The 14,367-nt window shown below is 41.0% G+C and carries 5 protein-coding genes; all 5 read right to left on the bottom strand.

Annotated features, from left to right (window positions below):
• Nucleotides 1-199 precede the first annotated feature (199 nt).
• The 5 genes from J7E63_RS04430 to J7E63_RS04410 all read right to left on the bottom strand — a co-directional run bounded on the left by J7E63_RS04430 (nucleotide 200) and on the right by J7E63_RS04410 (nucleotide 14,263).
• Complete coding sequence (locus J7E63_RS04430) at nucleotides 200-3,322, bottom strand: efflux RND transporter permease subunit (RefSeq protein WP_215010417.1); 3,123 nt, start codon at nucleotides 3,320-3,322, stop codon at nucleotides 200-202.
• 167 nt (nucleotides 3,323-3,489) lie between these two features.
• Nucleotides 3,490-5,847, bottom strand: a complete 2,358-nt coding sequence (locus J7E63_RS04425) for a bifunctional YncE family protein/alkaline phosphatase family protein (protein ID WP_215010416.1) — start codon at nucleotides 5,845-5,847, stop codon at nucleotides 3,490-3,492.
• Nucleotides 5,848-6,171: 324 nt separating this feature from the next.
• Nucleotides 6,172-6,339 (bottom strand): hypothetical protein, encoded by a 168-nt coding sequence (locus tag J7E63_RS04420; RefSeq protein WP_214998612.1) that lies wholly within the window; start codon nucleotides 6,337-6,339, stop codon nucleotides 6,172-6,174.
• Nucleotides 6,340-6,802: 463 nt separating this feature from the next.
• A complete protein-coding gene (locus J7E63_RS04415; protein WP_215010415.1) occupies nucleotides 6,803-11,551 on the bottom strand; it encodes an endonuclease in 4,749 nt (1,582 codons plus the stop codon).
• A 93-nt stretch (nucleotides 11,552-11,644) separates the two neighbouring features.
• The gene (locus J7E63_RS04410) at nucleotides 11,645-14,263 is read right to left on the bottom strand and encodes a 5'-nucleotidase C-terminal domain-containing protein (RefSeq protein ID WP_308161907.1); all 2,619 of its coding nucleotides are present in this window, start codon (nucleotides 14,261-14,263) and stop codon (nucleotides 11,645-11,647) included.
• Between the last annotated feature and the right edge of the window lie 104 nt (nucleotides 14,264-14,367).

Below are 14,367 nucleotides of genomic sequence, written 5' to 3'. Positions count from 1 at the left end.
AATGTTTGTTGTTGTTTACGTGTTTTAGATTAATCCTTTTTTGTTAACTGAGTATTAATGGTTTGTATAGTTTTGTAAAGATATGATGTTTCTTGTAAATTTGAATTGCTTGTTGTCCTTTTTTGTTAAAATTCACCTTTCTTCATTTAATAAAAATATCACCGCCCTTATTAGGCAGGTGATATTTGCTTTCCAGTCATTATGCTGACAACTGTTGTTGTTTAGTCTTTATTTTTCTGACTTTTCCACTCATCCAATCGTACATAATCGGGATCACCACGAGGCTAATCAGTGTCGAGCTAATCATGCCGCCCACGACGACAACACCAAGCGTTTGTGAAATAATCGTATTTCCGTTACCTGAGAAAGCTAAGGGAAGCAATGTTAAGATGGTAGTTCCTGCAGTCATTAACACAGGTCGAACCCTTGTAGAGGTTCCAAGCAGAATCGCCTGTTTTGTTTCCATCCCCTCAGAAATGTTACGTTCAATTTTATCGACAAGGACAATTCCGTTGGTGACGACAATACCAGCGAGCATCAATATTCCAATCAATGCGGCAAGATTCCACTCCATTCCGAAGATGGCCATGCTCCAAACCGATCCGATTAACGCCAAAGGAATGCACATGATCACAGAAACCGGTGCATACCAGCCGCGAAAAACTGCAGTTACAATCATCAGGACTAGCAAAAGAGACAGGGCCAGAGCAAGGCTCATCTCAATCACCATTTGCTTGACTTGCTGAGAGATCCCTCCAAGCGAATAATCAATACCAGAAGGCAGGTCCAAACCTTTCATTGTTTCATTTACTTGTTTTGTAACTTTTCCAATGTCGCGAGTAATAATATTTCCCGTCACGGCAGCAAATGGACGACCTTCCCGCTCACTGATCACCGTTTGGGTACTGGTCTCCAAGGTTGTAATTTCCGCCAACGACACCTTTGAACCGTCCTTGGCAGTAAACATTTCATGGCCAATTTTTGATAAAATCGTTTTTTCAGGATCCGGGTCACCAGCTGCAACTAGACTTTCCTGATTGTCTAACCGAAGGGCAATTGGGGTAGTCAGGTCACCGGAGGAAACATCCATCCTAACGTCTTTAGGTAAATAACGATCAATCCGATTAAGAACTTCATCGACATTTATACCCAAGCGTTGAATTTCCTCCTGCTTAAGTGAAAGATAATGTTTCATTGATGCATCGGCATCATTTGCCGCTCCTTCTATACTTAAACCAGGGATCATCTGCAGTTTACTTCTTACCATAATGCTAGCTTTGGCAAGGTTTTGCTGGTCAGCCCCGGTTAAAATGACCTTTAAGCGGGAATCATCTCCAGAAATATTTTGATTAGAAACGGTATAGACGGCAGTTGTGGATAATCTGCCAAATTGCTGGCGCATTTTTTTTACAAATGAATCGATGTCGCTTTTATCTTTGATTCCAACTGAAATATTGGCGATATTCTGCTTTTGCATCCAACCGCCGCCTTCATCAAAGACATCATCAAACATCAGTGTAAATGTCGAACCGAGAGTCGAAGTGTAGGTATCTACCTCAGGATCATTTTTTAAGATGGTTTCGATATTTTTTACTTCCGCATCCACATCAGATAGCTGCACACCTTCAGGGAGCTCAACCTGGATGGCTATATCCTTTGAATTTCCTCTTGGAAAAAAGTTAACCGGCAGAAATACGGCTTCTGCTATGGTGATGGCAAAAAGCAACACAGCAAGTCCTACTACCACTTTTCTCCTCAGAAATGCCCAATGAAGAAGGTTTTGCGCCCTTTTCTCCATTTCTACTGACTTATTTATTGGCGATTTCCTCCATAATAAGTGAGCTAACGCTGGGACGACAATAATAGAAACGGCAAGAGATGTCACTAGGGCGATGACAACTGACCAGGCAAATCCAGAAAAAGCCGAACTAATCATCCCGCCGATGATACTAATTGGAAGAAACACAGCAACGGTGGTTGCAGTGGAGGAAACAATCGCTGGGATCATTTCCACTACCCCGCTAGCCAAGTTCCGAGCTGATATCTGTTCGTTGTATTTTTCCATTTGTTTCCTGTACATATTATCGATGACAACGATCGAATCATCTACGACTCGGCCCATCGCAACAATTAATCCAGAAATGGTTAAGATATTCAAACTAACATCCATCGCTTTTAAGATCGCTGTTGCACCAAGAAGACAAATTGGCAAGGATAAGGCAATAATCAATGTCGACCGGACATTCCTGAAAAATAAAAATACACAGATGATCGAGAACAAAATCCCCAATAACCCCTCTTTAATCAGACCCTTCAAAGCAGCGTTTATGTCTTTTCCCTGGTCCAAAAGAATAGAAAGATCGACTGTTCCTGACTTGATTTCTGGTATTTCTTTAATCCTTTCGTTGATTCGTTCAGTCACATCGGTAATGTTTGAAGAAGGTGTCTTTAAGACATCGAGCAGAACACTCGGTTGCCCTGCTGTTCTAGAAATCGTCTGTAAGTCAACAATACTGCTCTCAATGTCTGCTACTTCCTGTAAACTTACTGTGGTCCCCCCGCTAACAGGAATCTTTACACTTTTTAAGTCATCACTATTAAGAGTCCAATCGGTCACACGGATTGGCATGGAGATTTGGCCATCAGGTCCGCCCTTTTCTTTGATGGTTCCCTGCGGCCATTCTGGATGAATGGAAGCAAGAGCATCTTGTACGTCTTTTATGGTTAACCCATATTTTTGGAGGGCATTTGCTTTCAAAGTCAACACGTATCCGGAAGTCCCTGCCCCGGTGACACGTACTTCTCTTACTCCTGGAACACGCTTGATTTCATTGGCCACTTGATCTTGAATAGATGTACGTAATTGATTTTCATCAATTTTTCCGGCAGCACTCGTCAAGCTTACTCGCATGACCGGAAAAGAGTTCGTACTGACCCGTGTAATCAACGGCGTTTTCACACCGTTCGGCAAGTTAATTTTATTAACCGCCGCCCTCACTTCAGTCTCTGCCTTTTCCATATCGGTGTGGCCTGGAAAATAGAGGTTCGCCAATAAACCGCCATCAAATGAGTTTGTTTCCAGATAATCAAGCTTATCAACAGATCCGACCGCTTCCTCAACCTTTGCGGTAAGGATTTGTTTGACCTGATCAGATTGATATTGATCGGCTTGAATCGTGACCATTAGGGCAGTATTGTTGATCGGAGGTAAGTAATCCCGCTGCATCTGCACGGCAGACATAGCACCCCAGGCGATAATTAGAACCACACATGTCAGGATCAATACGGACCGTTTCATCGATCCTTCAATAAATCGAATCATTATTTAAACCATCCTTTTAAAATAGTAATTTTTATAATTGCAAAAATAAAAGGGTGACCCATAGTGTCTGGTCTCACTGACAGAATGCTGTATTAAAAGTGGCGAATTTACAGCATTTTATGAATGGTGCCTGACACCCTGCTTTAGGGTCACCCTCCTTACATTATTTAATTATTCTTTTTTTCGCCTGGATAAGGTTTATCACCTTTTGTAGCTTTCCAGAGAATCTTGTTCAATTTTTCCGAATCGGCATGGTCAACTCCAGAGAAATCTAGTTTTTTAGATTCTTGAGCCATCGGTGCCGTTTCTCCATTTTTACGATCAAGTGGATAAGTTGGTTCTTCCACCTTAAATGGAGAAAAGTTAGGTTTCTGGGTGAACGAATTGACCATTGGCACCGCTGATGCATCAAACTGTGTCATAGGTTTCATACCTAAAATCATTTCCATTGTGCGAAGCATCGATGTTGTATCATACATGGTGCTGTCTACTCTGCCTGTTTGGGTGTAAGGGCTGATCACAAGTGATGTAGTCCGGTGAGCGTCCACTGAATCCCAACCATTCTGTGCATCATCTTCGGTAACAAAAATAGCAGTATCCTTCCAATAAGAAGAGTTACTAACCATATCGACAAGTTGACCAAGCGCATAATCGTTTTGTGCCACCATGGCTTGTGGTGTTAGTTCTCCTGGTTTTGTTCCAAGCGTATGGTCGTTAGGCAGGCGAACGATTTGCAGCTGTGGCAGATTCCCATTCGCTTCATATTGCTTAAATTCTTCTTTCCACGCATCTAAGCGGGTAAGATCTGAAATTTTAAGATTATAGGAAGGGTAGTCAGGGTCAAAATTATTGCCCATGCTAGCTTCAGCTGCTACATATTTCCCTGTATTTTTGTCATAATTGACGAATTCACCATAGCTTCTGAATGATACACCCGAGCGACTTGCATTCGTCCATAAGAATCCCGCTTTTGGATAGGCCGCTTCATTGCCTCCTTCAAAGTCATAGCCGCGGTTACGACCTGAATAGTTTGCAAGCCAGTTTTTCTCTACATAGTCGTTGGACTGTGCAGCGGTAGACCAGTTATGTCCCTGAGCACTGATTTCAGCATTCGCATAAAAATTGTCTAATAAAACGAATTGATCGGCCAGCTTATGAATATTCGGTGTAATATCTTTACCAAAGATGGTTAAGCTCGGGTCGCCATTTCCTTTTTCCATATCACCAAATACTTGGTCATACGTACGATTTTCCTTGATAACATAAATGACATGCTTAATCGGTGATTCTTGTCCTTCAAAGCGCGGGATTGGGAATTTTTCACTTCCACTGAATCCTGTTGGTTTATATACTTCATTATTCTTTTCTACTTGTTTCGTATATTTCTTCAGCTGTTTATCATCCGGAACATCGATAAATGACATGGTTCCTTTCATCATATTACCGATGTACTGGCCTTCTCGGTTGGAACCAGCACCAAGGCCCTTGGCATTCAAAACCATCAATTTGTCATCATGTAAATAGATACCACTTGGATACCAGGCAGTTGGAATTAACCCCTTCACTTCTCCTTTTTGCAGGTCAATGACCGCTACGTCGTTATTTCCACCGTTGGTAACGTATAAAGTTTTGCTATCCTCGCTTAATGTTAGAGCATTAGGCTGGCTTCCCGCAGGAGCATTTTTATATGGGCTAAGCGAAATGGTTTTGATTTCTTTTTGTTGTTTCGTGTCGATGATTGAAACGGAATCGCTGTCGGAATTGGATACATAGATCATGCCGTTCGCCGCATTTTCAATAATCGCATTCGGATGCAGCCCTACTGGAATGGTGCTTTTGATCGTTAGCGTTTCTGGATCGACCACACTAATGCTGCTTTCACCCCAGTTGCTGACATAAAGGGATTTCCCATCATTGCTCATTACAGCTGCATACGGATGTTTCCCAACAGCGGTTGTCTTTATGATTTGATTTGTGGCAAGGTCTATTTTTGTAACGGAATGATTTAAATTATTCGCAACAAAGAGCGACTTTCCATCCCTTGAAACGGAAATTCCAGCAGGATAAAAGTTTGTTTTGCTGCTATCTTTAAGCATAATTGGAGATTGTTCAGTTAACGTTCCATTTTCAAATCCATAGACACGGATCTTGTTATTCCCTCCTGCTGAGGCATAGACGGTTTTTCCATCGCTGCTAAATGCGACCCCAAAATAGAGGGATTCAGGAGATTTGTATGGAATGGTCTGTACGACCTTCTGGGTGTTAACGTCAACCACTTGAAGAGATTGTTCCCCTTGTCCATCGTTGGAAACAATAAGATAACGGTGATCCGGGCTTAATACACCACCCATTGGGAAATCACCAAGCGTTACTTGGTTACCAGAAGGAGTAACGGGCCACCCATGAGAGGTAACTGCCGTTCCATCTGCCTTAGGTCCAACAAATTGTGTGTAACCTGCATAGGCTGACGTTGAACCAAGAAGCAAAGTAGCCAGCGATGCTGCCAGTATCTTTTTGCGTTTCATAAAAACATCTCCTTATTAATATATAGTCCTTACACGCTCCATCCTACTCCCGCTTTGTAAAATAGAAGTTAAGTAGAGTTAAAGAAATATAAAAAAAAATAGGAAAATTTTAGGGTTGTTTTTCTCATTTAGTAGTTTTAACTCCGTCGACATCTGTCTATATGCCCAGAAAAAATAAGTAAAAAAAACAAGGTGCCTAAAAGTTTAGGTCACCCTGTTAGCTGCTCTTTTTAATCCAGTAGAAATTTCGTTTTTACATACGAGTTTCCCAGTTAGAGCATGATTTATTGTAAATTCTGATTGGTTACTCTTTTATTATTTCCCTTATTTTCCTGACTCTTGATCAGTTCCGCTGTCAGGGGAACCAGTATCGCCTGAATCTTGATTTTGCTCTGTATCCGCATCTGTCTTTGTATTGCTACAACCTGAGGCAACTCCTACCAACATGAAAGACGCCATTAACACTAACATCCAATTCTTTAGATCCTTCATTTTTTCTTCCTCCTTGATTGTTTCAAATTTTAGTACAATCTCATGATATAAAAATCTGTGAGAAAAAGAAGAAGAATCACTCATTCTTTACAAACATTAACCAATTATTTACAATTTCCATAATAATTTATCGAAATATTAAAATAGATTAGTCCATTTCGCCCTTTCTTTATTTCATTCCATCCATTGTTCCTATAATGACATACACCAGCGTTAACCTATTTCACTGCTTTTACAAAATTGACAATAAATTTACATTTAATAAATACAGACTTAATAAACAATCGATATGATATCAATAGTAATAATCAATTCCACAGAAGGAGTTGTGAAAATGTTAGAGATGTTCATTAGATTAGTTATTTTGACTACCTATATTGCACTCTTCATTGTCCTTAAACTCTTTATTCGAATAAACAAGAAAAAGCATCTGCGATTGCAGATGCTTTTTCTTGTTTATTAATTAGCTTGCTGGCCAGATAGATTCTGCCCATTCTGGGTGATCGATGAATGGATTGCGGTTGCCTTGAATCGATTCAATGACATCATTTCGATGCTTTTCAAACGCATCCGGCGGATCCATTTTGCTCCATTGCAGAAGAACGGATTTCTTGCCATGGAATGGTGTTGGGTACGTATTCACTTTGTCAGCTAACTCAAGGTTAAGCTCGCCTCCGTCACCTTCGTAGCGAACATCCATGTACATAAGCATTCTAGCAATATCACCCTTTACGCGATTAGACGGCTCAAATGAATCACTATCATAAAAACATTCAGCACATTCACCTTGAGGGTTACCACCGTTATCAAAATCCAAATGTCCGCGTGTACTATTTACAGATGCGTCAGTTGGTCGTAAATGGTGGATATCCGTTCCAGGTCCAACGCTTGTTCCAAAATCACCATGAGATTTTGCCCAAACATGCTCACGATTCCAGTCGTTTACACCTGAACCAAACGTAGTTTTAGCTTGCGAACGGTTCGTATAAAGCAGGATGACGTTGTTTGGATTGTTTGGATCTTCATCGGTTTTCTTTAACGCTTCTGTTACTTGCGCATACGTTAATTTTGTTTGTGTTTTAATGATATTGTGTAAAGAAAGCTTCAGTTCAGCACCTGTTTTTCCAGCAGCTGCTTGGTAATAAGCTTCCACAGTATTAGCTGGTACAGCCGTTACCGTTATCGTAAATGTTGCATTAACTGTTTTTGTTCCATCATTTGCGGTTACCGTCACATTGACAGTACCTTCTAGTGGAGTTTGAATTGTTAACGATGATCCTTGAACTGTACCAGCAGTTGATGTGTACGTTATAGCATCGCCATCTGGGTCAGCAAAATAGCCGCTTAAATTCACTGAAACTGGTGTGCCAACTTGAACTGAAACATTGGGCAAGGCTTTAGTAACTACGGGCGCATGATTCACTTTTGGTGGTGATGCGATTGGAGAAGGAAGAACCACTCCGCTCGCATTTGTGAATTTAATGCCAGATGTATCGACGCCGTCTTTCACTGTCCATTCTTGAACCTGCTCGACGCCTCTAATTTGACTGATATTCGCATTATCAATGACTACTTCTTTTACCACTAAGCCGCCAAGATCAATAACTGCACCTGGTGCGGTTGGGCTAAGAATGACCGTAGTAGTCTTTAAGCCTTCACCAGAAAGCTTCGCGTAAGAACCTTTTATGACAATTCCTTCTGTAATGATAGAGTTTGCACTTACAGTAATGTCAGCACCCACATTGCTTACCGTTAACTTCTTCGTTTTGAATCCGTTTAAGTTGTAAACCTTTGTTGATTCTGGTGGTGTCACTGGTGGTAAGACTTCTGCAGCCTTTAATTGCGTTTGAATAATCAATGGGTCATGGTCACTTGCACGGCCATGCTCTTCCATGAAGCCAGAGTTTATGTGCAAGATATCGACCGTTGTATTAGCTGCCATATTGTTGGACACTAAGATTTGGTCTAGTTCTTGTGCATTCCCTTGGTAAGAGTAATTATAACGCTCATTTTCAGGAACAAAGTCAACCATATTGGTCAATTCATTCCCTTTTGCTATTTCTAGCGTTTTCGTGAATTCAAAATCATTAAAATCTCCTAGTAAAACAACGTTTGCGTTTGCATCTTTTGCTTTTACATCTTTAACGAAGTTATTAACAATCGTCGCAATCTTATGACGTTGAATTTCACTGCTTAATACTGGCGGCTGAGTTTTCCCGAATAACGGCGAATCGCCACCCTTAGAGTTGAAGTGGTTGGCTACCACGATCACACTTTGGCCTTGGAAATCAAATTGAGCTGCCAGTGGTTTACGGCTTGCATTAAACGCGGCGTTTGTTGGATCAATCCGTCCCGGGTTTAATGTCAGTTTCCCATTTTCAAAGCCGACTGCTTGTGTCGAATTTCCTTTTGGTGCTCCTGCAGTTAAAGAAACGCGATCTTGATTGTAGAGGAAGGCGACACGAATGTTCCCGCCTGGTGCCCCGCCATCTTGATTATTGACTGGGGTGATCTCTGTATAAACATAGGTTGGTCCACCGAGAGCGACGACCTTGTCAATAATTTTTTGCGCACTTTGTGCACCATCTACCGAACCATTATCGGTTTCACCATTGTTATCTTGGACTTCATTTAAGCCGATAATGTCAGGATTTTTCATCTTTGTGACAATCGCATCGGCAATTTTTGTTACCTTTGCATCTGGAGTAACGGTTGAGAAGTTCTCAACGTTATACGTTCCAATTGTTACCTTGTCTGTTGCTGGTGTAATTTTTGAAGCTGGACGAACGATTGGTGTTTCTGTTAACGTTGGAAGACTTGATTCTTGAGCCATCAATTTATAGTTGCTGTAACCGTAGTTCACAACACCCTTAATTGCTCCCCTAAAATAGTCGCCCATTTTTGCACGGTAGGATTTATTGGCTGTTGAGCCATTTCTTACATCAACCCCAATTCGGTCGGGATTCGTGTCAGTTGCTGTAATACGTAAACCCCCAGGATTCACGTTGGTTGGATATGTTCCAGGAACAACCCAAACTAATCCGTCTTTTTGCAGCGCAATAACTTTCCCGTCGTCTACTTGTGCATACATACCTTCAATGCTTTCCCAGAAATCAATTGCATCTTCCTTAGGATCAAAGGCTGCAAATTGGTCATTATCAATGATTTCTGTTGGAGCAATGCGATCTACACCAAGTTTGATTGGTGCTGGTACTGGAGCTGTTCCAATTTTAGTAATCGTTGCAGCTTCGATTTCTGTAATCGTTAAGTCAGTAGTTGTTTTCTCCGCGAAACCTTCGCCGTAGAATTCGGTTACTTTTCCTGATACTTTCACACGGTCACCAATGGATACACCATGTGCTGTTTTAAATACCAAGATCCCGTCTGATGTACTATTATCGCCGTCACCGACTAAGTCTTGGATGAAGAAGCGGCTTGTTCCATCAATATAAGTAACGACACCTTCTACATCCGATACTGTTTTACCGTTTAATAGCGAGTTGTGTGATTTACCTTGGATATCATAGATATGAATTGGGCCATCTTGAATGATATAATCAAAGGTCGCAACCGCACTATTTATCATTCCTTCTTTGACTGCCACAGATTTAATCGTTGTTGCCTTACTAATAACAATTGGCTGTGTAAACGCTGGGCTAGTTGTGGTTGGTTCACTGCCATCAAGGGTATAGTGAATCGTTGCCCCAGCTGTACCTGTTGCTAAGGTTACTAATGTTCCTGTATTTACCAATCCAGCACCTGGAGTAGCAATAACAGCTTGTACGATGCTTGAATCTAGTAAAATATCGCCTTCGTTCCGTGGAATTAATTGATAGACACCATTAAATGCACTAAGAACTCCGGTAATCGCTTCATAAGTTGTACCTGTAGTTAACATGGTTGAACTTGGTGGACGAACTTGGAAGCTTGTTCCATCCACATCAGTTACTATGTAGTTTCCACCAGAAAATGCCCCTACTGTTACATTTTTTACTGTTACTAGTTTTGCTTCTTTGCTTTCTTGTAACTGAACCGCAGTTAACACTTCTGCTGCAGGAACTGCTTCTTTCCCAGTAACAATAATATTTTCATGATTGGCTTCAATTTCAAGCAACGTAGAAAATTCCGTTAATTTACCAGATACAGTGATTTTATCGCCTGGTAGAATCGTGGTGCTATTAGTCGGTGTGTAAGCCACAATTCCAGCCGTAGCATCTTGGAAATAAATTGCTCTGCCTAGTACGGCGGTAACTACACCGCTAGTTTGAACGTTTGATTGAAACGCAGCTGCTCTAACTTCAGCAATGGTACTTGCTTGCAGAACTGTATAAGCAAACGTTGCGACATCACTGTTTTCTAAGTTAGCTTTTACACCAATTGCTTTGATTGTCTTGTCTGCACTAATATCTATTGGTGCTGTGTATTCAATGCTTGCTGCTGTTGGTGTAGTGCCATCAGTTGTGTAGTGAATTTTAGCGTCTGCTGTCGCTGTTGCTAAAGATACTTTTGTTCCAGCTGCCACTGCACCTGCAGCAGGTGAAGTTGTTACGTTGGCAACCTTTGTTTCTACTGGAGTAGACTCACCATCCATGGTGTGGCTGCCAAGGTTTGTAAACGCATTAACACCCAAGCTATCCCATTCAGTTACTGGATCAAATGCGTCATTTGGGTTACTATCGCCAGCTGTAACGGTACTTTTGCGGACGATCGTTTGGTCCAATGTTTTGACCGTTGTTCCCCAAGCAGTACCAGGATCAATTCCTACTTGACCGATAACATCAATAATGGTCCCGTTATGTTTTAAAACAACCGCATCATCACCATTCCAGTTGATAATGGTTTTACCAGCGTCTAATAAGTTTGCCTTTGCAACGATAGCCGCATCCGCATCACTACGAGAAATGACAAATGTTGATCCACTTGCAAGTGTTGCAGACGGATCTGAGGATAAAGACATTTTAAAAGTGGTTGTAGTCGCACCATTACTATAATTTTCAAGTGAATATTCACTTAATTTAACAGCAGCGCCTGTCCCATTGTAGAGCTCAAGTGCCTTGTTAAAGCTGGTGCCTTCAATATATTCAGAGATAAATAGATCAGTGGCCTTAGTGGCTGCGGTGGCAGAGTTAATAGAAAAGTTTGGTAATACTATACTGATAAACATGCTTGCCACAAGTATAATACTTAATTTCTTCTTATTTTTTCTAGACAAATCCTTGCACCTCCTGAATGGGTCCGGTGATTATTTGGATCTTGTTTAATAGTTGTAAATTCCTCCAGTAGTTGCACTGGAGGAATTTACTAATTAATTATCTTCAAAGATTGTGTCGCCTTCAACTGTTACAGTTGATAACTCAACATTAGTGCCACCTCTTAAGATAAGGTTGCCTTTTACTGTTGCGTATTCAAGTTTTGTAACACCTGTTACATCAACAATAACATTTCCTGTGTATATCTTCGGGCTGGCTTCTGTTCCGCTGAATGTTGCTGCTGGAACTACTTGTGGAGCTACGTTTACAATACGTCCTTCAACTTTTGCAGTAACCGTTTTATTTGGCTGTGCTTCAATAAAGTCTCTAAACATTTCCCAATCCACAAAGCCAGGCTCACTTACACGTCCCTCTCCGTAAGCTTTAGCAAACATTGAGAATCCGTCTCCACCTTTAGCAGTAAAAATGTTGGTTGCAACAAAATAGTTTTTAGTAAGGTCTAGAGCAGAATAGCTTCCATCTTGACTTTTTACTTCAATTGTTTGAACCTTTTGACCGACTGGTTTCGTGCTGTCATAAGTGAATTTCAACCCTGAAACTTGTAAGAATCCACCAAATGCAACTGGAGCATCCTTCACACTGTACTCAAGGGCAGCTTTAATTTCATCACCTTTTAAGTCCATGATTCCTAAAGCGTTACCGAATGGTAATACTTTAAATACATCTGCTAATGTAATGTTCCCAGCAGGAAGAGTTGTCCGAACTCCGCCACCATTTTGCAGGGCAATCAACGTGTTAGGATTGATTGTTTTTGCTTTTGCAAGCATACCGTCAGCAACAAAGTTACCAAGGTTAGTTTCTATTGTACGTGCAAGAGGATTCCCACCCTCTAATGTAACAGCTGCTGTACCAACGATAGTAGCTTTCTTCGCATCAATTGCTGGCTTATATTTTGTATTTAAGATGTTTGCTATAGCTGCATCTTCCGCGAACGTAGCAATGTCAAGAAGTTTGCCAGTTGTTTCAGGAACGATTACTTTACCTGCCGCATCAAATGTTACATCCAATGTTCCGAGGTACTTGTTGTATTCGTTGGCTGAAACGATAGCTGTTGGCTCCACGCCTGATGTATCAAAGAAAGGAGCATCCAGCTTAGTATGAGAGTGACCGCCAACAATGACGTCAATTCCTTCAACTGCCCCAGCTAATACTTTGTCATTGTCCCATACTGGTGAGTCATCAAAACCAATGTGTGTTAAAGCAATAATTTTGTTAACGCCTTGTGCTTTTAGGGCATAAACAGATTTTTGTGCCTCTTGGATATAATCTTCGAAAGTAACACCTGCTCCTGGACTAGAAATAGTTGGAGTCTCAGCTGTTGTTAAACCAAAAATACCGATTTTTTCTCCATTTACAACTTTGATTATGCCGTTGTAAATTTCGCCGCCCAATGGGCTAGCAGTTGTTACATCGTTATGAAAACGGGATTGTAAATTTGCATCATTTGTAAAGTTTACGTTTGAACTTACAAACGGGAAATCTGCTTCTTTAACAAAGTTTGATAATACTTTGGTACCCATATCGAACTCATGGTTACCAAATGTCATTGCATCATAACCTGCTAGTTCCATAAACTCTAAATCTGCTAATCCTTTATACTCATTAAAATACAATGTTCCAGAGAACACGTCTCCAGCATCAAGTAATAATGCTGCAGGTTTTGTGGCACGGACCGACTTAATCGCGGTCATTTTTTTCGCCACATTATCAAGGTTTGCATGGGTGTCATTTGTGTGCATTAAATTCAAAGTGAATTTTGGTTCTGCGATTGTGATCCGTCCTTCAACTTGAGCATTAACCGTTTTGTTTGGCTGCGCTTCAATATAGTCTCTCAATATTTCCCAATCCACAAAGCCTGGCACACTTACACGGCCTTCTGCGTAAGCTTTAGCAAACACTGTGTAGCCGTTGCTGCCTTTAGCAGTAAAGATGTTTGTAGCAACAGAATAGTTCTTAGTAAGGTCTAGTGCTGTGTATGTTCCATCTTGACCTTTCACTTCAATGGTTTGAACTTTTCCACCGACTGGTTTAGTAGGGTCGTAAGAGAATTTCAAGCCTGAAACTTGCAAGAATCCGCTAAATGCTGCTGGTGCATCCTTCACACTGTACTCAAGAGCTGCTTTGATTTCTTCACCTTTTAAGTCCATGATTCCTAATGTGTTTCCGAATGGTAATACTTTAAATACATCAGCTAATGTAATGTTTCCTGCACGAAGAGTTTTCCGAACTCCGCCGCCATTTTGAAAAGCAATAACAGTGTTAGGGTTAATTGTTTTTGCTTTTGCAAGCATACCGTCAGCAACGAAGTTACCTAGGTTTGTTTCCCCAGTACGTGCAGGATTTCCACCTACTAAATCAACTGCTGCTGTACCAACTACAGTAGCTTTAGCTTTCTTCGCATCAATTGCTGGCTTATATTTTGTGTTTAAGATGTTTGCTACAGCTTTATTCAACCCGTTTACAGACAATGTTTTGTCCAAGTTCGCAGCTGTTCCTGAGGTAGCTACTAGATTACCCTTACTGAAATCCCACTTCGCCAATGATACAGGCTCTGCAGCCGCGCTTACACCAGACGGTAACACAATCGCTAACAGCAAAATAGCAGTCAATGCTAAGCTAATCCACTTTTTCGACCTGTTTACTAATTTAGTCACAGATAAATTCCCTCCAAATTTAGATTACTAATCTTTGAAAATCACGAGCAGACTACTAAGCTGTAAAACTCCTACAGCTCCTGACTCTCCTTCACTTTCCATTA

Source organism: Bacillus sp. ISL-75 (genome assembly GCF_018613095.1).
This window is presented reverse-complemented; position numbering and strand designations above follow the sequence as displayed.

Excerpts from the sequence above, each read along its gene's own strand:
- J7E63_RS04430 (WP_215010417.1), bottom strand. The coding sequence starts at position 3,322 with ATGATTCGATTTATTGAAGGATCGATGAAACGGTCCGTATTGATCCTG.
- J7E63_RS04425 (WP_215010416.1), bottom strand. The coding sequence starts at position 5,847 with ATGAAACGCAAAAAGATACTGGCAGCATCGCTGGCTACTTTGCTTCTT.
- J7E63_RS04420 (WP_214998612.1), bottom strand. The coding sequence starts at position 6,339 with ATGAAGGATCTAAAGAATTGGATGTTAGTGTTAATGGCGTCTTTCATG.